The sequence below is a fragment of the Microvirga sp. HS2 genome, from assembly GCF_055792805.1.
On sequence record NZ_JBVVAJ010000039.1, the window covers coordinates 18,886 to 43,941 of the forward strand.

The 25,056-nt window shown below is 64.1% G+C and carries 28 protein-coding genes; 16 read left to right on the plus strand and 12 right to left on the minus strand.

Annotation, left to right across the window (positions count from 1 at the left end):
* Positions 1-28 precede the first annotated feature (28 nt).
* Complete coding sequence (locus ACS5Q0_RS23220; protein WP_473129023.1) at positions 29-1,099, plus strand: citrate synthase/methylcitrate synthase; 1,071 nt, start codon at positions 29-31, stop codon at positions 1,097-1,099.
* Positions 1,100-1,138: 39 nt separating this feature from the next.
* Here ACS5Q0_RS23220 and ACS5Q0_RS23225 read toward each other — a convergent pair whose 3' ends face one another.
* The 3 genes from ACS5Q0_RS23225 to pdxH form a co-directional block, all read right to left on the minus strand.
* A complete protein-coding gene (locus ACS5Q0_RS23225) occupies positions 1,139-1,552 on the minus strand; it encodes a hypothetical protein (RefSeq protein ID WP_473129024.1) in 414 nt (137 codons plus the stop codon).
* A 22-nt stretch (positions 1,553-1,574) separates the two neighbouring features.
* On the minus strand, positions 1,575-2,297 hold the full coding sequence (locus ACS5Q0_RS23230) for an SDR family NAD(P)-dependent oxidoreductase (RefSeq protein ID WP_473129051.1): 723 nt from the start codon (positions 2,295-2,297) through the stop codon (positions 1,575-1,577).
* A gap of 87 nt (positions 2,298-2,384) precedes the next feature.
* Positions 2,385-2,993 (minus strand): pyridoxamine 5'-phosphate oxidase, encoded by a 609-nt coding sequence (gene pdxH / locus ACS5Q0_RS23235; RefSeq protein ID WP_473129025.1) that lies wholly within the window; start codon positions 2,991-2,993, stop codon positions 2,385-2,387.
* Positions 2,994-3,037: 44 nt separating this feature from the next.
* Between pdxH and ACS5Q0_RS23240 the strand changes: the two genes are divergently transcribed.
* The 5 genes from ACS5Q0_RS23240 (at position 3,038) to ACS5Q0_RS23260 (ending at position 6,983) form a co-directional block, all read left to right on the plus strand.
* Positions 3,038-3,571, plus strand: coding sequence for an RT0821/Lpp0805 family surface protein (locus ACS5Q0_RS23240; RefSeq protein WP_473129026.1), 534 nt, complete (start codon positions 3,038-3,040; stop codon positions 3,569-3,571).
* Between the two features lie 124 nt (positions 3,572-3,695).
* Positions 3,696-4,652, plus strand: coding sequence for a DnaJ C-terminal domain-containing protein (locus tag ACS5Q0_RS23245; RefSeq protein WP_473129027.1), 957 nt, complete (start codon positions 3,696-3,698; stop codon positions 4,650-4,652).
* 123 nt (positions 4,653-4,775) lie between these two features.
* Positions 4,776-5,600, plus strand: a complete 825-nt coding sequence (gene fabI, locus ACS5Q0_RS23250; protein WP_473129028.1) for an enoyl-ACP reductase FabI — start codon at positions 4,776-4,778, stop codon at positions 5,598-5,600.
* A gap of 10 nt (positions 5,601-5,610) precedes the next feature.
* Positions 5,611-6,204, plus strand: a complete 594-nt coding sequence (locus ACS5Q0_RS23255) for a histidine phosphatase family protein (protein WP_473129029.1) — start codon at positions 5,611-5,613, stop codon at positions 6,202-6,204.
* Between the two features lie 464 nt (positions 6,205-6,668).
* Entirely contained in the window at positions 6,669-6,983 is a 315-nt protein-coding gene (locus ACS5Q0_RS23260) for a hypothetical protein (protein WP_473129030.1), read from the plus strand.
* A 16-nt stretch (positions 6,984-6,999) separates the two neighbouring features.
* Here ACS5Q0_RS23260 and ACS5Q0_RS23265 read toward each other — a convergent pair whose 3' ends face one another.
* Entirely contained in the window at positions 7,000-7,302 is a 303-nt protein-coding gene (locus ACS5Q0_RS23265; RefSeq protein ID WP_473129031.1) for an antibiotic biosynthesis monooxygenase family protein, read from the minus strand.
* A 98-nt stretch (positions 7,303-7,400) separates the two neighbouring features.
* On the opposite strand from ACS5Q0_RS23265, the gene ACS5Q0_RS23270 reads away from it, so the two are divergent.
* The 3 genes from ACS5Q0_RS23270 (at position 7,401) to ribB (ending at position 11,045) form a co-directional block, all read left to right on the plus strand.
* On the plus strand, positions 7,401-8,279 hold the full coding sequence (locus ACS5Q0_RS23270) for a LysR family transcriptional regulator (RefSeq protein ID WP_473129032.1): 879 nt from the start codon (positions 7,401-7,403) through the stop codon (positions 8,277-8,279).
* A 49-nt stretch (positions 8,280-8,328) separates the two neighbouring features.
* Complete coding sequence (aroC, locus tag ACS5Q0_RS23275) at positions 8,329-9,444, plus strand: chorismate synthase (protein WP_473129033.1); 1,116 nt, start codon at positions 8,329-8,331, stop codon at positions 9,442-9,444.
* Positions 9,445-9,755: 311 nt separating this feature from the next.
* On the plus strand, positions 9,756-11,045 hold the full coding sequence (gene ribB, locus ACS5Q0_RS23280) for a 3,4-dihydroxy-2-butanone-4-phosphate synthase (protein WP_473129034.1): 1,290 nt from the start codon (positions 9,756-9,758) through the stop codon (positions 11,043-11,045).
* 111 nt (positions 11,046-11,156) lie between these two features.
* Here the strand turns inward: ribB and ACS5Q0_RS23285 are convergent, their stop codons facing one another.
* On the minus strand, positions 11,157-12,098 hold the full coding sequence (locus tag ACS5Q0_RS23285) for a histone deacetylase family protein (protein WP_473129035.1): 942 nt from the start codon (positions 12,096-12,098) through the stop codon (positions 11,157-11,159).
* 199 nt (positions 12,099-12,297) lie between these two features.
* Between ACS5Q0_RS23285 and ACS5Q0_RS23290 the strand changes: the two genes are divergently transcribed.
* Positions 12,298-12,888, plus strand: coding sequence for a L,D-transpeptidase (locus ACS5Q0_RS23290; protein ID WP_473129052.1), 591 nt, complete (start codon positions 12,298-12,300; stop codon positions 12,886-12,888).
* A gap of 70 nt (positions 12,889-12,958) precedes the next feature.
* Here the strand turns inward: ACS5Q0_RS23290 and ACS5Q0_RS23295 are convergent, their stop codons facing one another.
* The 3 genes from ACS5Q0_RS23295 to ACS5Q0_RS23305 form a co-directional block, all read right to left on the minus strand.
* Positions 12,959-13,150 (minus strand): hypothetical protein, encoded by a 192-nt coding sequence (locus ACS5Q0_RS23295; RefSeq protein ID WP_473129036.1) that lies wholly within the window; start codon positions 13,148-13,150, stop codon positions 12,959-12,961.
* 161 nt (positions 13,151-13,311) lie between these two features.
* Positions 13,312-14,157 (minus strand): patatin-like phospholipase family protein, encoded by an 846-nt coding sequence (locus ACS5Q0_RS23300; RefSeq protein WP_473129037.1) that lies wholly within the window; start codon positions 14,155-14,157, stop codon positions 13,312-13,314.
* A gap of 139 nt (positions 14,158-14,296) precedes the next feature.
* A complete protein-coding gene (locus ACS5Q0_RS23305; protein ID WP_473129038.1) occupies positions 14,297-14,785 on the minus strand; it encodes a MarR family winged helix-turn-helix transcriptional regulator in 489 nt (162 codons plus the stop codon).
* Between the two features lie 195 nt (positions 14,786-14,980).
* Here ACS5Q0_RS23305 and ACS5Q0_RS23310 point away from each other — a divergent pair, with 195 nt between their 5' ends.
* Genes ACS5Q0_RS23310 through ACS5Q0_RS23320 form a run of 3 tightly spaced genes read left to right on the plus strand, consistent with a single transcriptional unit; the run spans position 14,981 to position 18,088 of the window.
* Positions 14,981-16,207: a DUF898 family protein gene (locus ACS5Q0_RS23310; protein ID WP_473129039.1), complete on the plus strand. Its 1,227-nt coding sequence runs from the start codon at positions 14,981-14,983 to the stop codon at positions 16,205-16,207.
* Positions 16,208-16,214: 7 nt separating this feature from the next.
* Positions 16,215-17,309 carry a M48 family metallopeptidase gene (locus ACS5Q0_RS23315; RefSeq protein WP_473129040.1) on the plus strand — a complete coding sequence of 365 codons (1,095 nt, stop codon included), beginning with the start codon at positions 16,215-16,217 and terminating at the stop codon, positions 17,307-17,309.
* Complete coding sequence (locus ACS5Q0_RS23320) at positions 17,309-18,088, plus strand: DUF1499 domain-containing protein (protein ID WP_473129041.1); 780 nt, start codon at positions 17,309-17,311, stop codon at positions 18,086-18,088. Before ACS5Q0_RS23315 ends, ACS5Q0_RS23320 begins: the two co-directional genes overlap by 1 nt.
* 6 nt (positions 18,089-18,094) lie before the next feature.
* On the opposite strand, the gene ACS5Q0_RS23325 is transcribed toward ACS5Q0_RS23320, so the two are convergent.
* Entirely contained in the window at positions 18,095-19,006 is a 912-nt protein-coding gene (locus ACS5Q0_RS23325) for an MBL fold metallo-hydrolase (RefSeq protein WP_473129042.1), read from the minus strand.
* A gap of 317 nt (positions 19,007-19,323) precedes the next feature.
* A complete protein-coding gene (locus tag ACS5Q0_RS23330; protein ID WP_473129043.1) occupies positions 19,324-19,614 on the minus strand; it encodes a hypothetical protein in 291 nt (96 codons plus the stop codon).
* Positions 19,615-19,802: 188 nt separating this feature from the next.
* Between ACS5Q0_RS23330 and ACS5Q0_RS23335 the strand changes: the two genes are divergently transcribed.
* Entirely contained in the window at positions 19,803-20,495 is a 693-nt protein-coding gene (locus ACS5Q0_RS23335; RefSeq protein ID WP_473129044.1) for a hypothetical protein, read from the plus strand.
* 55 nt (positions 20,496-20,550) lie between these two features.
* Here the strand turns inward: ACS5Q0_RS23335 and ACS5Q0_RS23340 are convergent, their stop codons facing one another.
* Positions 20,551-20,946: a DoxX family protein gene (locus ACS5Q0_RS23340; RefSeq protein ID WP_473129045.1), complete on the minus strand. Its 396-nt coding sequence runs from the start codon at positions 20,944-20,946 to the stop codon at positions 20,551-20,553.
* Between the two features lie 573 nt (positions 20,947-21,519).
* Between ACS5Q0_RS23340 and ACS5Q0_RS23345 the strand changes: the two genes are divergently transcribed.
* Positions 21,520-21,843, plus strand: a complete 324-nt coding sequence (locus ACS5Q0_RS23345) for a hypothetical protein (protein ID WP_473129046.1) — start codon at positions 21,520-21,522, stop codon at positions 21,841-21,843.
* Between the two features lie 526 nt (positions 21,844-22,369).
* On the opposite strand, the gene ACS5Q0_RS23350 is transcribed toward ACS5Q0_RS23345, so the two are convergent.
* Positions 22,370-23,107, minus strand: coding sequence for a class I SAM-dependent methyltransferase (locus tag ACS5Q0_RS23350; RefSeq protein ID WP_473129047.1), 738 nt, complete (start codon positions 23,105-23,107; stop codon positions 22,370-22,372).
* Positions 23,108-23,288: 181 nt separating this feature from the next.
* Between ACS5Q0_RS23350 and ACS5Q0_RS23355 the strand changes: the two genes are divergently transcribed.
* Positions 23,289-24,860 carry a hypothetical protein gene (locus tag ACS5Q0_RS23355; protein ID WP_473129048.1) on the plus strand — a complete coding sequence of 524 codons (1,572 nt, stop codon included), beginning with the start codon at positions 23,289-23,291 and terminating at the stop codon, positions 24,858-24,860.
* The last annotated feature ends 196 nt before the right edge of the window (positions 24,861-25,056 follow it).

A 25,056-nucleotide genomic window follows, 5' to 3' on the forward strand; every position in this document is an offset into this window, starting at 1 on the left:
ATGGTCCTTGCGAACAAGGAGAAATCTCATGAGCATCGGACTAGACGGCGTCGTTGCCGCGGAGACCGTACTGAGCGACGTGGACGGCGAGGCGGGCCGCCTGATCATCCGTGGGCACGACCTGGAGGAACTGGCCGGCCGCGTATCCTTCGAGGACGTTGCCGGGATGTTGTGGGAGGGCCTGGTGCCCGGAACACCGGCCGATCTGCGCGCCGGGTTCGGCAAGGCGCGGGAGAGGGCCTTCCGCTATCTCTTGCCCTTGGCCGGGAACCTGTCCGGCCTCACGCCGGTCGAAGGGATGCGTCTTCTGCTGGCGGCCCTGCCGGACGCGGACGAGGAGCCTGCCCTGCTCGCAGTTGGCGGGTCGGCGGTTGCCGCCGCCATGGCGATCCGGGGCGCGAAGGGGCTTGCGCCCGTCGCTCCCGACGGTTCGGTCGGTCATGCGGCGGATCTGCTCCGCATGATCATCGGAGCGCCGGTCGACGAGGAGAGGGCGAAGGGGCTCGACACCTATCTCGTGACGGTGATCGACCACGGCCTCAACGCATCGACCTTCGCGGCCCGGGTGGTGGCGTCCACGGATGCCGGTCTGCTCTCCGCCGTCGTCGCGGGGCTGTGCGCTCTCAAGGGACCGCTCCATGGCGGCGCTCCCGGCCCGGTGCTCGACATGCTCGACGCGATCGGCACGGTCGAGAAGGCCGATTCCTGGCTCGACGCCGCCATGGCGCGCGGCGAGCGCCTCATGGGCTTCGGTCATCGCATCTACCGCGTGCGCGATCCTCGTGCCGACGTGCTGAAAGCCGCCGCCGCGCGGCTGCGGGAGGACGGCAATCGCATCGCCTTCGCGGAAGCGGTGGAACGGACGGCGCTCGGCGTGCTCCAGCGCCGCAAGCCCGGCCGCCGGCTCGACACAAACGTGGAGTTCTACACGGCGATCCTTCTGGATTCGCTCGGCGTCCCGCGCGAGGGCTTCACGCCGCTCTTCGCCGCCGGGCGCACGGCGGGCTGGGTGGCTCACGCCTTCGAGCAGGAGAACGCGGGCCGCATCATCCGCCCCCTGTCACGCTATGTGGGGCCGCGGCCGGCAGAGGCCGCTTGAGGCCGATCCGTACGGCTTTGCGAGAAGAGACCGGCCCGCCTATTGCGCGGGCTGGTCGGCCGGGAAGGCGAGGCACGGATCCAGGACCACGTGGTCGTCGTCCGGCCTGTTGTAGTCCCCGGTCACCGTCACCACGTCGCCGGCCTTCATGCCGTTGGCTTGGTAGGTGATGCAGAGCACCTTCGGCTCCGGTGGCGTGCCGCACAGGCCGAGATAGGTCAGCGCCTTGTCGATATGCACGAGAGCGAGCGGCCCCGTCACGCTGAAATCCACGCGCTGGCCGCCCGTCTCGCGCCCCTCGGTCAGGCGGCGAACTTCGTCGCAGCGGGCACGGATGGCCGGAGGCATGTCCGCATCGGCGAAGGGGCTCGGCTCGGCCTGTTCCTGCGCGAATGCGGCGGGCAGCGATCCGGCGCACATGACCATGACGAGCGTGGCGAGGGTTGTGCGCATCGGACCTGACCCGTGACGCGGCTCAGACGTGCTGACCGCCGTTGATGTGCAGCTCCGCGCCGTTCACGTAGGAGCTCGCTTCCGTGCAGAGGAAGTAGATGGCTTTCGCCACCTCGTCCGGGGTGCCGAGGCGGCGCATGGGGATCTGCTCGACGATCTTTTCCGTGCCCGGCGACAGGATCGAGGTGTCGATCTCGCCAGGGGAGATGGCGTTCACGCGAACGCCCAGGGGGCCGAAATCGGCGGCCATCTCGCGGGTGAGCGCGGCGAGTGCCGCCTTTGAGGTGGAGTAAGCCGCCCCCGCGAAGGGGTGGACGCGCGAGCCCGCGATGGAGGTGACGTTCACCACGGATCCCTTGGCGCGGGTCAGCTCGTCCTGCAGGCCGCGGGCGAGCATGATCGAGGCGAAGAAGTTCACCTGGAAGACCCGCAGCCAATCCTCATAGGCCGTATTGATCGCGTTCAGCCGCGAACCGCCGGGGCCCTTGGGCGAGATGCCCGCATTGTTGACGAGCGCGTGGAGGCAGCCGCCCTCGGTCGCGAGGCGTTCCTTCACCTCGGCGATGGCGCGCAGGGTGTCCTGCGCATTCGCGAGGTCGACCTGGAGATGATCCTCCGGCCCCATTTCCCACGGGCAGTTTTCCGGAAAGCCGTGGCGCGAGCAGGTGATCACCCGCCAGCCGGCGGCGGAGAACCGCTTGACCGTGGCATGCCCGATCCCGCGGCTGGCGCCGGTGAGCAGCATGATGCGGCGGGAGGTATTGGACGAAGAGGACATGGCAACATCTCTATGGTCGGGGGCGCATCCTTATCCGATCCGCGGGCGCAAGTCTCACGGATAAAGCCGGACTTTTCGCCATCCGTCACCCTCGCGGGTGAAGACCACCCGGTCGTGGAGGCGGAAGGGCTTGTCCTGCCAGAACTCGATGGAGACGGGCGCGATGCGGAAACCGGTCCAGTAGGGCGGGCGCGGCACCTCGCCGATGGCGTATTTCGCAGCGTTGACCGCCACCGCCTTCTCGAGCGCGAAGCGGCTCTCCAGCGGACGGGATTGCTGGCTCGCCCAGGCGCCGATGCGGCTGTCGCGGGGGCGGCTCTGGAAATAGGCGTCGGCTTCCGCATCGCTCACCACGCTCACCGGTCCGCGCGCGCGGACCTGGCGGCGCAGGGTCTTCCAATGCAGCACGAGGGCGGCCTTCTTCTGTCCCAGCAGCTCGCGGCCCTTGTTGGATTCCGTGTTGGTGTAGAACACGAAGCCGTTCTCGTCGAAACCCTTGAGCAGCACCATGCGGACATTGGGCAGCCCCGTCTCGTCGACGGTGGCGAGCGCCATGGCGTTGGGGTCGTTCGGCTCGGCGGCTTCCGCCTCGCTCAGCCAGGACTGGAACAGGGTGAAGGGCTCTTCGGATTCGGTGAAGTCACCGGTTATTAACTGGTTCAATGGTTTATCTCGGTGTGTGACTTTTCGATACGGGGACCCGACGCGTGCCGTGGACCAATACGCGCCGTTATAGATCAGATGAGATCCTGCGCGAAGCCGGGAAAATCCTGGCGGCGGGCCTTGTTGCCCTGTCGACGTCGGCGTGCAGCTTCTCCCTCGGCAGGGCGGGACTGGACGTCGACGAACCCAAGGCCACGGGCTCCATCGGTTCGATCCAGTCTCAGTCCGCCCCATCCCCGCTCTCGCCGGATCTGAACGATGAGGACTGGCGCCGGGCCAAGGCGGCTCTGGGCGTCGCCCTCGATCCTCAGGGGCCGGGCACTCAGGTCTCCTGGGACAACCCGGACACGTCGATGAAGGGGAGCTTCACGCCCGCGGGCGCGCCCTACGTGAAGAACGACGAGATCTGCCGCGCCTTCGACGCGCACCTCAGCGGCCCGGCCAACGCCTCCCTGCACGGCACCGCCTGCCGCCTCTCGGGCGCGGATTGGGTGATCAAGGAGGTCAGACCCAGCGCTGCCGAGACGAAGCCGGGAAACGGCCCGGCCAAGCCTGAAAAAAAGCTCGCCAAAGCCTGAGCTCCGCCGAAAAGCCCAAGCTCCGCCGAACTGCTCGTTGCGAAGCCGCAACACTTTTCCCATATGAACCTTGAGTTCCGTGGGGCGGTTCTGCCCCAATCAGACGGTTCATGGATTGTCCACGATGCGAAACCCTTACGACGTTCTAGGCGTGTCCCGCTCCGCGAGCGAAGCGGAGATCAAGAAGGCGTTCCGCAAGCTTGCCAAGACCTATCACCCGGACAGCAACAAGAACGACCCCAAGGCCAAGGACAAGTTCGCCGAGGTCAATTCCGCCTACGAGATCCTGGGCGACGCGGACAAGCGCGGACAGTTCGACCGGGGCGAGATCGATGCGGAAGGCAAGCCGCGCTTCCAGGGCTTCGAAGGCTTCGGCGGCGGACGGAGCGCAGGCGGGCAGGGCTTCGAGGGCTTCGGCTTCGGAGGCGGCGGGGGCCCCTTCGGCGGCCGGCGCAGCTCGCGCGGGTTCTCGGGGGCCGATGCGGGCGAAGACATCTTTTCCCAGCTTTTCGGCGAGGCGTTCCGCTCGGCCGGGGCCGAGAACATGCGGCAGCAGGGCCGCGCCCGCGCCCAGAAGGGCGAGGACGTGTCCGCCACGCTCACCGTGACCCTGGAGGAGGTCGGGGCGGAGGCCAAGAAGCGCATCCGGCTTCCCACTGGCCGCGACGTGGACGTGGTCATTCCCAAAGGCGTGAGCGACGGGCAGGTGATCCGCCTGCGCGGCCTGGGGCAGGGGGCTCCGGGCGCGAACCCCGGCGATGCGCTGCTCACCATCCAGATCGCGCCGCATGATCGCTTCACCATGGAGGGCGCGAACCTTCGCCAGCGCCTGCCGATCCAGATCGAGGAGGCCATCCTCGGCGGCTCCGTGCGGATCCCGACCCTGACCGGCGCGGTGAGCATGAACATCCCGCCCATGACCGATTCCGGCCGCACCTTCCGGCTGCGCGGCAAGGGGCTGCCCATGAAGGGCGGCGGGCATGGCGATCTTCTCGTCACCGTGGAGATCAAGCTTCCTCAGGTCGTGTCCGAGGAGCTGATGGATTACGCCCGCAAACGGCGTTCGGCGAAGGCGGAATAGAGAAAGTTCACCGTCGGACGCCTGGATTCGCTTCCTATCGGCCAAGAGGGCTTCCCCAGTCCTGCAGGGTCGGCTAAAGAAGCCGCTCTTTCACGTGTTCCAGCGACGATCTAGGTGAATCTCATGGCGGAGACAAAGGCCACCGGCATTCTGGCCGGCAAGCGCGGCTTGGTGATGGGCGTGGCGAACAACCGTTCGATCGCCTGGGGCATTGCGCAGGCTGCCCGCCAGCAGGGCGCAGAGCTCGCCTTCACCTATCAGGGCGATGCCCTGAAGAAGCGCGTGGAGCCCCTGGCCAAGGAACTCGACGCCCACGTGGTCGGCCATTGCGACGTGACGGACGGCGCCACCATCGACGCCGTGTTCGAGGAAGTGAAGCGCCTCTGGGGCTCCATCGACTTCGTTATCCACTGCATCGCCTTCTCCGACAAGGACGAGCTCACCGGCCGCTACGTGGACACCAGCGAGGGCAACTTCTCCAAGTCGCTCCTCATCTCCTGCTATTCGTTCACGGCCATCGCCCAGCGGGCCGAGAAGCTGATGACCAACGGCGGCTCTCTCGTGACGCTCACCTATTACGGCGCCGAGAAGTGGATGCCCCACTACAACGTCATGGGCGTGGCGAAGGCGGCTCTCGAAGCCTCCGTGCGCTACCTCGCGGCCGATCTCGGCCCGAAGAACATCCGCGTCAACGCCATCTCGGCGGGCCCGATCAAGACGCTCGCCGCCTCGGGCATCGGCGACTTCCGCTACATTCTCAAGTGGAACGAGTACAACTCGCCCCTGCGCCGCACGGTCACCATCGAGGAGGTCGGCGAGACGGCCGCCTACCTCGTCTCCGACATGGCGCGCGGCATGACGGGCGAGATCATGCACGTGGATGCCGGGTACCACGTCGTCGGCATGAAGAATCCGGAAGCCCCCGACCTCTCCCTCGACAAGGAATAATCTGGCCGACATGAATTCGCCTCGCCCGACGATCTACTTCATTCGCCACGGCGAGACGGATTGGAATCTCGAAGGCCGTCTCCAGGGTCAGAAGGACATTCCCCTCAACGACCTGGGCCGCGTTCAGGCCGAAGAGGCGGGCCGCCGCCTCCAGTCGATCCGTCCGCATTACGAAGACCTCGCCTATCTCGCGAGCCCCATGCTGCGCACCCGCGAGACCATGGAGCTCCTGCGGGGAGCCATCGGCCTCCAGCCCCAGGGCTACCGCCTGGAGGAGCGCCTCGTGGAGATCACCTTCGGCGCGTGGGAAGGCATGACCTGGAAGGAGGTCCGCCGGGCGGAGCCGCAACTCGCGGCCCTGCGTGAGCAGGACAAGTGGAACTATGCTCCGCCGGGCGGAGGCGAGAGCTACGCCATGCTTGTCGACCGGATCCGCCCCGTCCTGGACGATCTGACCCGCGATACCGTCATCGTCGCCCATGGCGGCGTGGCCCGTGCCTTCCTGTCGATCTGCTGCGGAATCTCCTCGCGCCAGGCGGCGAGCATGGACATCTGGCAGGGCCGGGTGCTCGTGTTCGAGGGCCGCGATCACCGGTGGGTGTAGCGGCCTTCTCCTCTACCTTCGCCGCATCGACATCCTGACGAATGAAGCCCTTGTTATCGCCTCCCGTCATCCCCGGCCTTGGGCCGGGGATCCACGTCTTCGAGGCCCGGCGTTTCTCAAGACGTGGATGGCCGGGTCAAGCCCGGCCATGACGAGAGGAGAGCCATCGAAGGCTACGTCGGTGGAGGGGAATGACGCCAACCGCCTCTCGCCCATTGACCCCTCACCCCTGTTGCGTGTTACCTCGTCACCGGAGCCGGACGCATCGGCTCCGGGGTCTAGAAGCCCCTCCTGAGCGGTCGGCATCGACCGTAACGATGCCTTCCCAGCCCTATGGCCGGGGAGGCGTTGGCGCATGTCCAGGGCCAAAAGCCTAAAGGCCAATGCAGCCGTCTCAGGCGGCTTTCTAGCTCCCCGACCACCAGGGCTCCTGGTGGTCGCTTCACCCGAAGGGAGTTGCCGCAATGGACCAGCCCTATTCATTTTGGGCAGACCTGCTCAACAAGTTTCACACCTCGTCCGAACTCATCCAGGGCCTGTGGCTCGTCATGGGTCCGCTGACCCTGCTCGGGATGACATGGCTCGTACTGCGCGGCATCCGTGACATTCTCCACGCTGCCCGCCGCGATAGAGACTTCTTGATCGATGGCGTCTCCCAGGACGCGCAAGGCTGCTGGATGGTCTATCGGCACAATCGCCAGCCGCAGGAGATCGACCGGGCCTACCTGCCCGAACTCATCGGACGCGAGCCGAGCTTGTCCAGGAGGACGGAGGAGTGACGGCGGGTTGGCGCTCTTACTCGCGCGCAAACCGGCTTTCGCGCGTCAGCGTGCATATCTGGACTTTGTACTCGGTGTAAAATTCTTTTCGCCCGAGCCTTTTAGCCGCCACATGGCGCGGGTTGCGGGCCCAAGCGCCGACGGCCTCCTCCGACTCGAATTCGGCTATCGTGACGTACTCGCCGTCGTCGGCCACGAAGGACTTATGGGAGATATAGCCGGGGACTTCCCTTGCCATCGCGGCGACAGCATTCGCTTCGTCCCTGTAAGCTTCATCTATGCCATCTTTGCGACGGTTTCGAAATACGACAACGATCATCGTGCCTGCCCTGCTCTGAGCCTCAGGCCATAGAGTTGCCTCAGATCACCAATCTCGTAAAATGAATAATATAGATTATATCGTTCCGGTGGAGAGATATGGAAATTTCCGACCTGCATATCTTTCAGGCCGTTGTCCGGCACGGAGGCATCACGAGTGCGGCCAAGCAACTGAACCGTGTTCAGTCCAATATCACGGTGCGGATCCGGAAGCTGGAGGACAGGCTCGGCGTTCTGCTCTTCCTGCGCGAGGGGAAAAGACTCCGGCTGACGTCGGCGGGCAGGATTTTGCTGGGTTATTCGGAGCAGATCCTTGCTCTCGCGGAGCAGGCGCGATCCGCCGTTCACGAAGCCGAGCCCTTCGGCGTTTTCCGGCTCGGAACCATGGAAAGCACGGCTGCGGCGCGTCTTCCCCAGCCTTTGTGCGACTATCATCAGCGCTATCCTGATGTGTCGATTGAGCTTCGGACGGGTTCGCCGAGGGAGCAGCTTACGCTCGTTCTTTCGGGTGAACTGGATGCTGCCCTTGTCGCGGAGCCTGTCAATGACGCCCGCTTGAACACTCTGGCCATCTACGAGGAGGAGTTGGTGATCGTCGGCGGCATGGGGCACCGGCCGATTGCCAGTCCGCAGGATGTCTGTCCCCGGACCGCCTTGGTTTTCCACCCGGGCTGCCCGTATCGCGCACGTCTGGAAAGCTGGTTTGCCCGTGCTGGAGCGCCCATCGAGCGGGTCGTCGAACTCACGTCGTATCACGCCATGTTAGGCTGCGCAGCTGCCGGCATGGGGGTTGCGATGATGCCCTTGAGCGTCCTCAGGACCTATTCCGAGCGAGCGCGCCTCAGTATCCATCCCATTTCGGATCCTGAATTCAAGACAGCCAGGACGCTTCTCGTCTGGCGCAATAACGTGCAGCGCCCCGCCATCCAATGCTTCGCCGAGGTTCTCCTTGCGCAGTCCAGTGCGGCTGAGGCGTGACACCCGCCCGCTTTGGTTCTAAGACGCCTTGAACCTTCGAAGAAGCGCCATGTCCTACAACACGTTCGGTCACCTTTTCCGCGTCACCACCTTCGGCGAGAGCCATGGCCCGGCCCTCGGCTGCGTCATCGACGGCTGCCCGCCGATGATCCCGCTCGAAGCCTCCGAGATCCAGGCGGAGCTGGACCGCCGCCGTCCGGGACAATCGCGCTTCACCACCCAACGCCAGGAGCCGGACCAGGTCAAGATCCTCTCCGGCGTGTTCACGGACGAGCGCACGGGCCGCCAGGTGACCACCGGTACCCCCATCGCCCTGATGATCGAGAACGTGGACCAGCGCTCGAAGGACTATTCGGAGATCAAGAATTCCTATCGCCCGGGGCACGCGGATTTCACCTACGACGTGAAATACGGCATCCGCGACTATCGCGGCGGCGGACGCTCCTCGGCCCGCGAGACGGCGGCCCGCGTGGCGGCGGGCGCGGTGGCGCGCAAGGTCCTGCCGGGCGTCACCATTCGCGGCGCGCTCGTGCAGATGGGACCTCACGCCATCGAGCGCGGCAACTGGGATTGGGACGAGGTCTCGCGCAATCCCTTCTTCTGCCCGGACGCCAAGGCGGCCGAGTTCTACGCGGAGTACCTGGACGGCCTGCGCAAGGCGGGATCGTCCATCGGCGCGGTGATCGAGATCGTGGCCGATGGCGTCCCGGCGGGTCTCGGCGCGCCGATCTACGGCAAGCTCGATTCCGATCTCGCTTCGGCGATGATGTCGATCAACGCGGTGAAGGGGGTAGAAATCGGCGACGGTTTCGCCGCCGCTACCCTGCGCGGCGAGGAGAACGCGGACGAGATGCGCCCGGGGAACCAGGGCGCGCCGACCTTCCTGTCGAACCACGCGGGCGGCGTCCTCGGCGGCATCTCCACCGGCCAGCCGGTCGTGTGCCGGTTCGCTGTGAAGCCCACCTCGTCGATCCTCACCCCGCGCTCCAGCGTCACCCGCAGCGGCGCGGAGGCCGAGGTGATGACCAAGGGGCGGCACGATCCCTGCGTGGGCATCCGCGCGGTGCCGGTCGGCGAGGCCATGATGGCCTGCGTCCTGGCCGATCATGTCCTGCGCCATCGCGGACAGGTCGGCGAGGGACCGCGCTGGCCGTTCGAGGGGTAACGCTCGGCGGGACTCACTCCGGGAGGCTGGCACCCGCGAATATGGCGCGGGCTTCCCTCCCCCTTGTGGGGAGGGCCAGGGTGGGGGTGCTGGCGTCAGACCTTCATCAGCTATCGCCCACACCCCCACCTCCAACTCCTCCCCACAAGGGGGAGGAGAGCTTGCGTAGCGCTCTATGAGCCAGGCAGGCCCGAAGCTTTGGGGAGGGCTTGCATCGTGCCAAACTCTGAAGAAGGTCAGAGCTTCTGCGCAAAGTCCGATCGGCAAATTTTAGTTTTACTAAAATCGCAGCTTCCGCTAATCCAAGCGCCATGAAGCTTGCTGAATGGTTGTCCCGCAACGGCGTGTCGCGCGTGGAATTCGCGCGGCGGATCGGCGTCACTCCCGGCGCCATCACCCAGATGTGCAATTCCGACCATGCCTGGATTTCGCGGGACACCGCCGAAATGATCGCCCGCGAGACCCGCGGAGCCGTCACCCCCAATGATTTTCTGCCCCTATCCGCCCAGGAGGCCCTGATGTCCAACTCCGTTGCCGATGCCATCGAGGCGTTCGCGCGTGGCGAAATCGTGATCGTCACGGACGATGACGACCGCGAGAACGAGGGCGATCTCATCGTCGCGGCCTCCCTCTGCACGCCCGAGAAGATGGCCTTCATCATCCGCAACACCTGCGGCATCGTCTGCGCGCCGCTCACGGCCTCGGAGGCGCGCCGCCTGCGGCTCGACCCGATGGTGGCTTCCAACGATGCGCCGCTCGGCACAGCCTTCACCGTAACGGTCGACGTGAAGCATGGGCTCACCACCGGAATCTCCGCCGAGCAGCGCTCCAACACCGTGCGCGCGCTCGCCAACAACAACATGGGTGCGGCCGATTTCGTGCGTCCCGGCCACGTGTTCCCGCTGATCGCCAAGGACGGCGGCGTGCTCATGCGTTCGGGCCATACGGAGGCCGCCGTCGACCTCTGCAAGCTCGCCAACCTGCCTCCGGTGGGCGTGATCTGCGAGCTCGCCAACGACGACGGCACGGTGATGAAGGGCGCGCAGATCGACGCCTTCGCCGAGAAGCACGGCCTCAAGCGCCTCTCGGTCGCCGATCTGATCGCCTACCGCCAGTCGCGCGAGAAGCTCGTCGAACGCATCGCCACCTTCCCCGTGGAGACGCCCTGGGGCTCGTTCACGGGCTACGCCTATTCGACGCCGTTCGACAGCGTGCAGCACATGGCCGTCGTCCATGGCCGCATCGGCGACGGCGCCAATGTTCCCGTGCGCCTGCACCGCGCCAATGCGCTGACCGACGTGTTCGAGGGCGGCAAGACCGTGGCGGCCTCCCTCCAGCGCTTCGTGAAGGAGGGCAGGGGCGTCCTCGTCTATCTGCGCGATGGCACGGCGGGCGTGCCGGCGACCCATTTCTCCGAGAGCGAGGAGACCGCATCGGAAGCCGCGCGCTCCAGCCAATGGCGCGAGATCGGGCTCGGCGCGCAGATCCTGAAGGATCTCGGCGTCACGTCGATCCGCAACCTCGCTACGTCCAGCCGCTCCTATGTGGGCCTCTCCGGCTTCGGCATCGAGCTTCTGGGCCAGGAGCCGATCGAGTGCTGACACCTCTTACGTCATCCCCGGGCTTGTCCCGGGGATCCACGCCTTAGGTGATGCTGCGAAGCAAGACGTGGATGGCCGGGTCAGGCCCGGCCATGACGACGCCGACTGAACTCAGGTGTGCATCTCGCGCCCCATGAGGGCGTCGAGGTGGAATGCGGTCGATTTGGCGAGGCCCTCGAGGTCGTAGCCGCCTTCGAGGACCGAGACGATCCGCTGCCCGCAGCGCCGGCCGGCGAGATCCATCAGCTTCTGCGTGGCCCAGGCGAAATCCGTTTCGGTGAGATTGAGGCTGGCCAGCGGATCGCGCCAATGGGCGTCGAAGCCCGCGGAAATGACGATGAGATCCGGCGCGAAGGCGTCGATGCGCGGAAGAATGGCGGTCTCGACGGCTTCGCGGAACGCTTCCGTGCCGTCGCCTGCGTTGAGCGGCGCGTTGACGATGGTGCCGTGCACGCCGGTTTCCGAAGCGGCTCCCGTCCCGGGATAAAGCGGCGCCTCGTGGGTCGAGCAGTAGAGCACGCTGGCGTCGCTCCAGAAGATGTCCTGCGTGCCGTTGCCGTGATGGACGTCCCAGTCGAAGATCGCGACCCGTTCGGCTCCGTGCTTCGTCTGGGCGTGGCGCGCGGCGATCGCGGCATTGTTGAAGAAGCAGAAACCCATGGCCTTGACCCGTTCGGCATGGTGCCCGGGCGGACGCATGGCGACGAAGGCGTTCGTGGCCCGGCCGGACATGACCTCGTCCACGGCCCGCACCGCGCCCCCGGCGGCGCGCAAGGCGGCCTCGTAGGTGCCGGGCGACATCACCGTGTCCTCATCAATTCGGACTAGCCCTTCCCGGGGGCTGATGTCCCGCAGCCGCACGACATAGTCTTCGGGGTGAGCAAGGGTGAGGCTTTCCATCTCAGCCATGGGGGCCTGATCGCGGATCAGCGAGGTGAAGCGCTCCTTTTCCAGGGCGCGCTCGATGGCCCGGATGCGGTCCGGCCTCTCGGGGTGACCAAGAGGTGTCTGATGGTCAAGGCTGGATGGATGGCTGATGTAGAGCGTTGACATGCAAGCACTTGATTAAGGGTGGAAAAACAGTGTCGCAGCCGCGCAACCGATTGTCCATGTTGTTGCGATGCAACACCTCTCCTGCGCCAACCGTGGCATTGTGGCGATGATTCGCTTCGACCCCGGATCTGCCGATCCAAGCGTAAGCGTTACGTCAACCCATGTCGTCTTCGCGACGGCCAAGCAGAGCTTTCCTCCGATGCGCCTCTCGAGCCTCGTCTTCCTTGTGGCAACCATGGCCGCCGCCCTGGCGGGCTGCACTTACAAGGGCGTCCCCGATCCCCAGGTCTCCGCGCGCGATGCGGAGTGGATGGCGCAGATTCCTCCGGCCCAGGAAGAGCCGCGCAATGCCCGCTACGTCGTTGACGATCCAACCGGCGAGGCGCCCGGCACCATCGTCGTCGACACGAAGGAGCGCTTGCTCTACCTCGTGCAGGACGGCAGGAAGGCCATCCGCTACGGCGTCGCCGTCGGCGACGAGGCCTATGGCTGGACCGGCACATCGCGGATCGCGCGCAAGGCGGAGTGGCCGAACTGGAATCCGCCCGCCGAGATGAAGGCGCGCTGGCCGCATGTCCGCGCGATGGAGGGCGGCCCCGCCAACCCGCTCGGCGCCCGCGCCCTCTACCTCTTCGAAGGCAACAAGGACACGCTCTACCGCATTCACGGCACCAACGAACCGGAGAAGATCGGGCTCGCCGTTTCCTCCGGCTGCATCCGGATGCGCAACATCGACGTGATCGATCTCTACAACCGCGTGGCGATGAACACGAAGGTCATCGTCCGGTAGGATTCGGACCTTGGCCTCATAAAAAAGCGCCCTTTTGGGGCGCTTTTTTCGTTGCAGGAATGCGGAGACTTCAGCGGTCCAGCATCGCTTCCTTGCGGAGGATCGCCGGAAGTTCGACCGTCTTGGCCTTGGCCGGCTGACGCTTCGCCGAGCGCATGGCCGCGGCAAGGGCGGGAAGGGCGACGGGCTTGAAGGCCGGAATGACCTGAGCCGGAGCTTGGGGATTCGTTTGTCGATCTCGGTTCGAGGCTTGCGCGGTCATGGATTTCCTCCTGGGCAAAGCGGGCATTCACGCTTGCCGTCATGAACGGGGCAGACGCGTCCTCATTGGGGCGGGCCCTCGATCATATGTTGGTTATCCCAGGGTTAGTTCCAACAGGCTTAATCCTCGATGAACGGCGTAATACTCTAGCTTTGCCGCCGTCACGGGTGCTTCGGGCGGAGGCGGCGCGCGAAACCCTCGCCATCCCTCAGGCCCACCTCATAGGCTTTGCGGATGCCGTCGGGATTGGTGATGTCGAATTGCCCGATCGGGACCGGCTCCGAGGGCTGCACGTAAAGCCGCCCCTTCACCTGCGGAAAGGCGCGGTAGAGGCGGGACAGGATGACGAGCGTCCTGCCGCCCCGCTCCTCGATGGGACGCAGAGGCTCCGCCGGCACGTTGTCCACGAGGCCGCCGTCGAGAGCCGCCATGCCGCCGATGCGCCCCACCGGCATGAAGGGCGGCACGCTGGCGCTCGCCATCAACGCCGCCGAAAGGTCGGCGGGCGTGGCGAGATCCCGCACCCGCACGAATTCGGGCACGAAGCCCAGCGCCCGTCCGCCGCGCGGATGGACGGGGGAGCGCCACTTCTTCTCGATCTGGTAGGTCGCGATCCCGAGCGGGACGGCGAGGGATAGCGGCAGGCGGCGGGGCTTGCGTGCGAGGCCGATCAGGATCTCGGGGCCATTCTTCAGGCGGGCGAGGGCAGACTCGTCGATGATCGCCTCGATGAGGCTGCGATACATGAGGGAGACCGGCCAGGGCGAGCCCTCGCTGCGCCAGGCGCGCCATTCGAAATTGCGTCGGCCCTGGCTGCAGCCCTCGGCGACCATCGCGTTGACCGTCCGGCCCATGCCCAGGAGGCTGTAGCAGGCGGACCAGGCGCCCGCGCTGACGCCCGCGATCAGGGATGGATCGAGGCCCAGGAGAGGGGCGGCCGCTTCCCAGAACCCTCCCTGCCAGTAACAGCGGTTGCCCCCGCCTGCGAATGCCACCGCGTCGAACATGGGCTCCTCGCGCATCGTGCGAAAAAGTGGACTCGGTTTTCGCTAACGCGGCCCTGCGGGTCCGCTTGAACGATGGGCTCTTCAAGGGAGAGCATCGGATCAATCCCAAAAGTGCAGATCCACTTTTGGGTCCGAGGCTCTAACGCTGCAATCTCCCGAGCGTTGCGTCCTCCTCGGCCCGGGCGCGCTCGCGCCAGGCGAGCACGATGCGCTCGAGATCGACGAGATCCTGCTCGGGAAGGGAACCGAGGGTGCGCTGCACATAGGCGCGCTGCATGGCGATGCCCTTTTCGGCCAGATCGCGCCCCTTTTTCGTCAGATGCAGCGCATTCGAGCGCCGGTCGCCAGGGATGGAGCGGCGCTCGACGAGGTCGGCCTCCACCATCCGGTCGAGAAGGCCGGAGACATTCCCCTTCGTCACATAAAGCCGTTCGGCCAGCTCCTGCTGGCTCAATCCCTCCCGCTCCGTCAGCGTGGAGAGCAGGTCGAATTGCGGAATCGACAGGCCGAGCGCCTTCAGCTCGCTGGCGACCGTATTGAGCGCACGGCGATGCAGGCGAATGACGCGAAACCAGATACGAAGCGGATCGGCTCCAAGATCCACGGGAACGGGGGAGGGGGACGTCACGGACAAACGCTCCTGATGGGACGAGATAGTTTATAGAGAAACGATTCAGGCCGCCACCCCGCTGGGAGACTTCCGGGGAAGCATGGATCGGCGGATGGTTGGAATATCCGTGAATAAAACAGCGCGGCCGATTGAAAAACGTTATAAAATCTCATTAATGTGCTGAACCTTGTCCAGTCCTTCCGAGATACCATCATGACCGCCTCGCTCTCCTCCCAGGTTCCGCTCACTCCGCCGCAGGCTTCTTCCATGTCCTTCTCGGGACGCAGGGGGGAGTTCCTGAAGATGCTGGTGACGGGAAGCCTGTTTCAGATCCCCACCTTCGGCTTCTATCGGTTCTGGCTGACAACGAAGCTGCGCCGCCATCTGTGGGCCAACACCCAGGTCGACGGCGAATCCTTCGAATATACCGGCACCGGGAACGAGCTGCTGATCGGCTTCCTGATCGCCCTCGCCATTCTGGCCCCGCTCTACATCGCGATCTTCGTGCTCTCCTTCGTGCTCGAGGAGAAGGCGGCGTTCGCCAGCGTTCCTCTCTTCCTCATCATGTACGTGCTGGCCCATTTCGGCAGCTATCGCGCCCGCCGTTACCGCGCGACGCGAACCGTCTTCCGCGGCGTCCGTTTCTGGATGAAGGGATCGGGCTGGGCCTATGCCTTCAGGGCCATCCTGTGGGACATCGCCAATCTGGTCACGCTCGGCCTCGCGCTGCCATGGGCGGCGGCCTCCCTCGAGCGCTATCGCATGCGCCACACCTATTTCGGCACCGTCCAGGGCGACTTCTCCGGAACGGGCTGGACGCTGTTCAAGCGCGGCTGGTGGCTCTGGGCCCTCTGCTGGATCGCGCTCGGTGGTGGGATGGCCCTCAGCTTTCATCTGGCCGACACCTATCCCGAGCAGAAGGAGACCTATGCCGGAATCGGTCCGTTCATCGCGTTTGCTCTCCTCGCGCTGCTCTGGCCCATCATGATGGCCATCTTCACCCGCTGGCACATCGACGGCCTGCGCATCGGCGATGCGGTGGTGACGAGCAAGCTGCGGACGGGCACGTTCTACGGCCTGTTCTTCAAGGTGCTTTTCTCGTCCCTCGGCTATGCGCTCGTGTTCGGCATCGTCATCGCGGTCGGAGCCGCCATCGTCGGCGTATTCTTCCAGGAAACCGTGGCCGACATGCAAGCCGGCGAATGGACGAGCGGCGCGATCGTCGTCGGCATCCTCTTTGCGGTGGCCTATCTCGCCCTCCTTCTCGGCTTCGGCGTCATTCAGCGCTATTTCTTCGGCCGCGGCCTGTGGGCGGCGATCATCAATACGACGTCGGTTTCGAACCTGTGTTCGCTGGACAGCGCCGTCGCGGCCGGGCAGCCTGCGGGCGGCATGGGCGAGGGCCTCGCGGACGCGCTCGACTTCAACGTCGGCATTTGAGGAAGCCATGATGGATGCGGTGTTCTACGACGGAGTGAGCGCCCGGCGCAGGGTGGTCGCTCTCAGGGTCACCGCATCCAGCCTCGACATCGACGAAGGAGGCGAGTGGATCGCCTCCTGGCCCGTCGGCGAAATCCGGCGGAAGGACGCGCCCGACGGCATCCTGCGCCTGACGCGAGAAGGCGGCCCGGATCTGACCCGCCTCGACGTCACGGATCCCGCCGTTCAGGCTCTCATCCGGCAACATTGCCTTCGGCTCGAGAACAGTCAGGAGCGGGAGCGCACGGGACGGATCGTCTTCTGGTCCGCCGCAACGGCGGTCTCGATCATTCTGTGCGTGGTGTTTCTGATGCCGCTCCTGGCGGAAAAGCTCACGCCGCTCATTCCCGTCGCTTACGAGCAGCGCATCGGCAAGGCCGTCGACAACCAGTTGCGCGCCTTGCTCGGCGACAAGGTCTGCGAGGCGCCCGGGGGCTCCCAGGCTCTGCGCAAGCTCACGGATCGCCTGAGCAAGGCACGGGGGCTCGAGACGGCTCTCGATGTCGCGGTGCTCGATTCCAAGATCCCCAATGCCATCGCGCTGCCGGGCGGGCGGATCTACATTTTCCGGGCGCTCCTCGACAAGGCGGAATCCACGGACGAGATCGCCGGCGTGCTGGCTCACGAGATTGGACATGTCTCCAGCCGGGACGGCCTGCGCAAGTTGATCCAGTCGGGCGGAACCTCCTACCTGTTCGGCCTTCTGTTCGGCGACATCACGGGCGGCGGCGCCATCGTCTTCGCGAGCCGCTACCTGATCGACAGCGCCTATTCCCGCGAGGCGGAAGCCGCGGCGGACGACTTTGCCGGGAGAACCATGGTGTCGCTGGGCCGGCCCGCTCATCCCATGGCGCTGTTGCTCAAACGCATCGAAGCGGGTGAAGATGGGGACGAGGAGGAGGGGGACGGGAACGAAAGGCGCATTCCCGCTTTTCTGTTGACCCACCCCGTCACCGGCCAGCGCTTGAAAGCTTTGGAAAAACAGGTGCCCTCCCAGCCCGGCGAGCCCCTTCTGACGCAACAGGAGTGGCGCGCGCTCAAAGAGATTTGTAAGACCCCTTGATGCGCCGTCTCATTATCGAAGAACCCTATTCCCGGCCGGCCCGATGGTCGCCCATGGTGGCCTGGTTCGCGCTCGTCGTGACGGTTCTCTCCGCTCTGCTGATCCGCTTCGGCCGCATCGATTATCAATCCGGTTTCATCGCTCTGGGTCTTGGGATCGCCATCGCGCTCGTCGCGGCGGGGCTCTCGCTCGTCGCCTTCGTGCGCATCTGGCAGGAAGGGCGCCGGGGCCTCGGCAGCGCCATCAAGGGGCTTTTCCTGGCAGCCCTCGTTCTCGGCTATCCGGCCTATATGGGCCTCAAGGCCGTGACGCTGCCGGCGATCAACGACATCAGCACCGACACGGACGATCCGCCTGCCTTCTCGCGCTCCCATGCGGCCCTGACGGCCCGAGACGGCCGCGTGCCGCCGGACGTTTCCCCGGAGGAGCGTGAATTGCAGCGCGAGGCCTATGTGCAGATCGCGCCGCTCTCGCTCGATATCCCGCCCGAGGATGCCTTTCCCCTGGTTCGCAAGGCGGCTGAGAATCTGGGATGGCAGATCATCGAGGCGGTGCCGCCCGGCGGCCGGACCGGCGCTGGCCGCCTGGAGGCGATCGACCGCTCCCGGATCCTGAAGCTTCCCGAGGACATCACCGTGCGCGTCCGGCCCCGGGTCGACGGCACGCGCATCGATATCCGTTCCGCCTCCCGCGTCGGCCACCACGATCTCGGCACGAACGCGAAGCGCATCCGCGCCTTCCTCGAAGAGGCATCGAACCTCGCTCTCGCGGTGAAGTAAGCCGCCTCAGGCCGGGCGGTATTCCCCGACAAGGCTCGGAGCTCCGTCCGTCGCCGCAAGCTCCCGGGCGACCAGGTCTTCCAGATGCGCAAAGACCGACAGGCCGGCGGCGTTCACGAGGGCCGGATTGAGGCCCTGATAGATCGCCGCCACGATGTCGGGAACCGTCCGGTCGCCGGCTCTCAGCCTGTTGAGAATCGACGTTTCCCGCAGCCGCCGGTGATGAATGAGCGCGCGTACGAAGCGCTGTGGATCCTGGACCGGGCCGCCATGCCCCGGCCAATAGACCGTCTCCTCCCGGCCCTTGAGCTTGTCGAGGGAGGTCATGAACGCACTCATGGAGCCGTCCGGCGGCGCGACGACCGTGGTGGACCAGGCCATGACGTGATCGCCCGAGAAGAGCGCCTTCTCCTCGGGCAGGGCGAAGGCGAGGTGATTGGCCATGTGGCCGGGCGTGGCCACGGCTTCCAGGGTCCAGCCGGGACCCTGCACCACGTCGCCTTCGACAAGCTCCCGGTCGGGGGCGTAGTCCTTGTCGGAACTCGCCTCCAGAGAGTTCACCTCTCCGCTGAACAGGGGCCGGGCGCTCCGGTGCGGGCTGCAGCCGACGACCAGCGCGCCCGTCGCGGCCTGGACGGCGCGGGCGGCGGGGGAGTGATCCCGGTGGGTGTGAGTGATGAGAATATGGGTCACGGTCTCGCCGCGCACGGCGCCGAGCAGGGCCTCGATATGTCCGGGACTGTCGGGGCCGGGATCGATGATCGCCACCTGGCCCGAGCCGACAATGTAGCTGCAGGTCCCGGTAAAGGTGATCGGCCCCGGATTGTCGGCGACGATTCGGCGGACCAGTGGGCTCACCGGCATCGCTTCGCCGGAACGGGCCGGAGATCGGACATCGAAGGTGAGGTCGTCTGCCATGGAGGATCCTGGGAAACGCGACAGTTGAACAGCCTGTCCGCGCCCCTGTTGGAGGTGGGCCTACCCCTTCCTATAAGGCTTCGCAGGCCGCCTGCGAATTGCGGATTGAGGGGAGATAGGTTTCAGGGCGACTGACGCCACCACGCCATCCGATCCGGCGCCCCCCCTCGGTCTGATCTGGCCGTCCCGCGCCGCGGCGACAGCCCGTCGGTAAGAGGCCTCGACAGCATGACTGGGAAGCCGCTTCGGGCGGCTCCTTGCAAGGTGATCCCGGATCCTGGGCTTAACGCATCGTGCGAAAAGCGGATCCGACTGTTCTAGCCTGCCGAATGCACGAGCCGAAGATTGGGCCGCGCCTTGACGCTGCTGTGACGGAAGGTGAGATCGACCCATTCCTCGTCGCCGCCTTCTTCGACGACGCGGTAGCCCATTTGCCGGGCGATCGCTTCTACCTGCCCGAGATTGGACCGGGAAATCCAGCGTGAGAACTCAGGCGTTTCCTGATCCATGAGAACGGCGATCATGCCGATCTCGACGCCTTGGTCGAAATCTTCGCTGCGGCCGGGAAAACGCAAACGCAAACCCTCGTCGAGATGGATATGTCGCATGGTGGGAGCCCCCAAGTTACCGTGTGCGATTATGTTTTGTCGAACTCTAACAACATTCGTCGGAGACAGAAAGGTGTCATGGTGGCGCACCGTTGCAACAGAACATGGCGATCGCGCAAGAACGGCCGGAACCGTCCCATTGAGCGTTCATTAGCTATCGAGACAGCCAAGAATCCGGGAGGCGACCCATGGCCGAGCGCAGAATCACTGCCTTCTTCAACACCTATGACGAGGCAGCCAAGGCCGTGCAGCGGCTGGAGGCGGCTCATATTCCGAATTTTGAGATCAGCCTGATCTCGAACAACGCCGACAACATTTCCTCGCATCACGCGGTACGTTCCCTGGAGGATGCGGATTCGTCTCACGAATTCATCGGCGCCGGGGCGGCTGCAGGCACGATCGCCGGTGGTGGCGCAGGCCTTCTCGCGGGGCTTGGCACGGTGGCGGTCCCAGGGCTCGGCCCGGTGATCGCAGCCGGATGGCTGGTCTCGACGCTCGTCGGGGCCGGGGCGGGGGCCGCGGTCGGCGGCCTCATGGGAGCCCTGGCCGATTCGGGCCTGAGCGAGGATCAGGCCAAGGCCTATGTGGACGGCGTCCGTCAGGGGGGGACCCTCGTGACGGTCGGCGTGGACGAGGCCGAGATCGAGCGCGTCGTGAAGATCCTGGACGACGAGGGGCGCATCGAGCCCGGTGAACAGGAGTCGGATTGGCGCTCCGAGGGGGCCGCTCCCCCGATCGGGGCGGCGGCCTCGACCACGACGGGCCTGACGACGGATCTCATGCCCAATCCCCTCGACGAGGAGGACGACCACACCTTGCATGTGGAGATCGAGGACGAGCGTCTTCGCCGCATGAGGGGCTCGGGGGGCGAGCGGACATGAAAAAAGGCAGGATGCCGAGCGGGCCTCCTGCCTTCGTCACCAGGGCGATGTCTGCTCAGCGGCTCTTGCGAAGGAGATTGTCCAGGCTCCAGACGCCGCCGCCGGCCGCCACGAGGTAGAGAAACACGAAGCAGTAGAGGATCGCCGCGTCTCCGCCGTTCACCGTGGGGAAGAAGCTCTTCGGCGCGTGGGCGATCCAATAGGCGCAGGCCATCAGACCCGAGAGAACGAACGCCACGGGGCGCACGAAAAGGCCGAGGACGAGAAGGGCTCCGCCGATGAGCTCTAGCACGCCCGCGATCCAGGGAAGGCTGAACATGGCCGGGGAGGCGCCCGTCGGGAAGCCGAGGATCTTCTGAGTGCCGTGCGCCATGAAGATCAGCGCCGCGACGATGCGCAGAATGCTGAGAAGGCGCGGCGTCCACACGGATTCGAGCGAGGTTGCATGCATTAGATGGGTCTCCGGTCGGTGTCACGACGGCACTGATGGCTTCGTGCCGTTTGTGATGAACCGGTTAAAGGTCGGGCCTCGTCCTTTCCAGGTGCCAAAGCGCACGCTCCAGTAACGAATTGCTTACCATGCGCGCAGATGACTTTGATCGTTCCCCCGCATGGGGCGTTTCCCTTCTGCCAACAGCACAGGAGGCTCCCATGACCATCCTCGATCCTCGAACCGGTCAGCTCGTCACGATCGATCTCACGCCGCGTCCGCGCCGCTGAAGAAGGAATTCATGGTCCTCCCAGTACCCTGCGTTCCCTTGACCCGGCGATCATCCATCTCCCGCACCGGTCGCCGGGCCGCTCACCACCAGGGCGGAAAGTCTCAACTGAAATGGTGCGGAATATCGTCCTCCAACATTGCGACCATTGGTTCCGGCGAGGCATCGGAACCTGAAAGCCTACGCTCGCATTGGCCTGTGGCGGCGAGGTCCGGCGAAGCAGGCGCCAGCTTTTTGGCCCTGTTCCGGCAACCTGGGCTTTGAGGCGCAATCGTTGCAGAACACCATCACGTTGGGAGAGTTGAATGGCTCTGACAGGACGCTTTAATCTCCGTAAGACCTTCACGGGCCGCATCATCCTGCAGGTCGAAGAGGAGGTGCAGGGCTTCTGGGGCCGTATGATGGGCCGCCCGAAACTGCACCGCCGCTGGCGCGACGCCAGCGTGCTCGACCTGGCTGCTCCCGAGCTGCGATCGCTCGTCGATCTGCGCTTCCGCCCCCGCTACATGCCACAGGCGCACGAGACCACCGAGGATTGGCCGAAAGCCCCGCGTCCGCTGGAGGCCGTGCCGGCTCAGACCCTTCATTACGACACCTACGACGAGAACGGCCGCTTCTCGACTCATTAGGAGGCATCACGGGATTGACCCGCCGGGGGTGACTGAAGGCCGCCCACGGCTGGGCATGTCGCTTCCTGCAAAGGAGCCACTTCACCTACGAGCGGAGCCTCCCAATAGAGGCGGCGCACCTCCGGCTTGTGGGGTATCTATGATCAACGAGACGATTACGAATGCGAGCGCCGTGGGCGCTGCCCCTCATGGTTTGAGCCTAGCATGGGCCGATATCTCGCAGGTTTGTACGACCGCGGGGCGGATCCTAGACCCGGCGCGGTCTGGCAGCCGTTCCAGTCCGAGCTGACGCTCTGAGCCAAATTGAAAGAGCGGTGCCCCGGTACCTCGCTGCCAAGTTGCTCGGCTTTGTCGTCTCTACCTACGAAATGCGGCAGCTCACCGGACAACACGCCCCGCTCGCCCTTGCACTGACGGGGCTTCTCTGTGCGTTTAAGGGCTAGGCTTCAATCCCGATTCGCAATTGGCCAGAATTGGTGTTGATGGGATAGAAATGGCCTCAGGGGTGGTGCTATGCCAGCGCAGATCAGAGCTTCCTCCCGACTACGAAGCGGCTCCCCCCAGCAGGTAAAGCAGCGCCCGCTCTAATTAAGGTCCGCTCGAGGTCCAAGGCTGTTTCAAGGGCTTTGTTTAAGAAGCCCGATACTCGAAGTTCCTCCTGAGGGTCGAAATCAGTGCGCCTGCGTTTGCGCATTCGCGCCAGGGCCATCAATGGCAACAGGCTTGTAACGAATGATGTGCTTCGTTCGACTCTCAGACCGGCTTTGAGACATTTATTGCGTAGTTCGCCCACACGATAGCGGCGCTTGTGGTGAGAGTATTCATCGACAGCGCTCCACAAAGCCGGGTGCTGTGGGACTGATAGGATCACGCCTCCGCCCGGCTTAACGGCTTGGACGATCTGATCGAGAGCGGCTTCGTCGTCGTCAATATGCTCCAGGACGTCAAATGCACAGACGACATCGAATTCATCTACATATGGGATATGACGTGCATCCATCTGAAAGACTTCGCCCTTCCCGTAGAGACGCTTGGCGGCATGCTCCAAACCGTTAGCGTAGATCTCGCTGCCCGTGATGTCAGCGTCTGGTGAAGCTGCCCTGAGCGCGCCCAAGACAAAGCCGGTTCCACAGCCGACTTCAAGGATCTGGCTAGCTCTAGGAAAGTGATACTTGAGGAGGTCAGTGATCAGTTTGTTCCGCGCTCTGAACCAGAAGTTGCTCCCCTGAAGCTCGTTCAAAAGGGCATGGGAACCAGGATCCATTCCATCGTTTTCCTGAGCGAGCTCTGGAGCGAAGGCTCGGAAACCGTCTATCAATGGCGGCTCGAACCCGCAGCTAGGGCAGCTCCATCCCGGACCATCAAAGACACTGGAGCACTTCAAGCAACGCTTCATTGGGCAGCCCAAACAGAGATGAAAACAGACGGGTCGCCGGGGTGAGACTATGCCCAATCTTGAACCAAGACAGAATAACGGCTACCCGGCGTTTATGAGCTTCGTACATAAATACCGCATTGAATTCCAGCTTCTTGCTTTCGGTGTCGCTGTGTCCTTGGCGGGACGAGCCATTGCACTCGTCTCTATTGGGCATAGCCTAGATGATCTGATCTATTGGAGACAGCCGCACTTCAATTTTTATACGGTATACCGTCATGCATTGGCGGAGGGGCGGTTCTCCTATCCTTTGCTGGCTCAGTTGGCTGACTTTCTTGGCGTTGTTGTTCCTCGTGCGCCGACGTTGTCCGGCCTTATATTAAGTGGGGCACTGGCGGGTTCTGGGATTTTGATCTGCCATTTGTGGCGAATCAATCAGGATCGTCTGGTCAGCGCTTTGGTTGTCGGGCTTTTCGTCGGGCATCCCTACTTCACAGATATTTTCGTCTGGAAAATGGCGATGTTCACAGGAGGGCTGCCGTTCGCAATCGCCCTCCTCGGTATGTTGATTGCGCGCATTTCCTGGCTTGCCAGCCTCTTGGGAGGGGCGCTGATTGTCCTGGCTCTTGGGGTGCATCAGCTTCCCTTGAGTGTATTAGGTGCAGTTCTGCTTTTCACCGTTCTCTTCGACATTATGCGATATGACGGTGATGCTTCAGAGATCAAAGATGATCTTCGCGTTTTTACGGCCGTCATATCGGCCACGGTTATTTATGTAATCATCGCTAAGGCGGTGATTTTGTATAGAGCCGAGCCGACAGTCCTTGGCCGTGATGTGCTGATCATCTTCTCGCACCCAGATTTGATCTTCGTCCGGGCCAAAGAACTGTTTCAGATGATGCTGTTCGGCGACGTACTGATTGCACCTGCTACTCGTTGGTTAGCGGGATTGATGCTTGTTCTGGCGGTTATCAGATGCTCTGTAAAAGGACTTCTTATTCCAGTGATAGTCGCTTTAGCGGCATCATGTGCCATAGTGCTGACTGTGGTCCCGTATTCATGGATGCCTTCATACCGTAACTTGTGCGCGATCGCCGTGATCTGGGCTGCAATTGCTGCCCTAGCTGCGATAGGGGCAGGGCCGCGCGCGCGGCTCGCAACTGCAGTTCTCGCGGGATTCGTATTGTTCGGTTTTATCGGGCGTAGCAATGAAATGCTCATGGACCAAGCACGCCAAAGCGCCCGTGACAGATCCATGATGACGCGGATAGCGGCTGGTCTAGAGAGATTACCGGATTTCCGAAATATAAAGATCGTGGAAATTGTCGGGACGAACCGCAGCTCGCTGCAGGGACTAACTACAGCAGCGGACGTTTCCCATGGGTGGGGCGCCTATGGATCAACATTATCGCCGTCTGCAACTTTTTTTGGTGAGACTGTTTACTCCTCGCTGATGCTATTGGAGACGACCGGGTACGGTCTGCGTCCGCGCTCCAAAGAGACCTATGAAGAGGCCAAAGTAGTTTGTAGGGAGGCTCCGAGCTGGCCAACCCCAGGTTCCATCATTCAAAAGGGGAGCTTGGCTGTCGTGTGTCTAAGCCCGCCCTCTGCCGTAATTAAAGGTCCCTTTGATGTACCTTAACACTTGGGCTGATAAGTAAACGGCTTATCGATAATAGTCTGAGTTGTCGACCAGAATGCGTTCCTAGCAAAATCCTAGTCCTTTGCCACAGGGATCATGCAGGATAGAGCCGCCGTAGTTTGGAGCGAGCCTGCGTGGTGGTGAAATGCCAATGCGCCTTGGCTCTGTTGCGATTGCGCTCGGCTTCCCAGGCGGC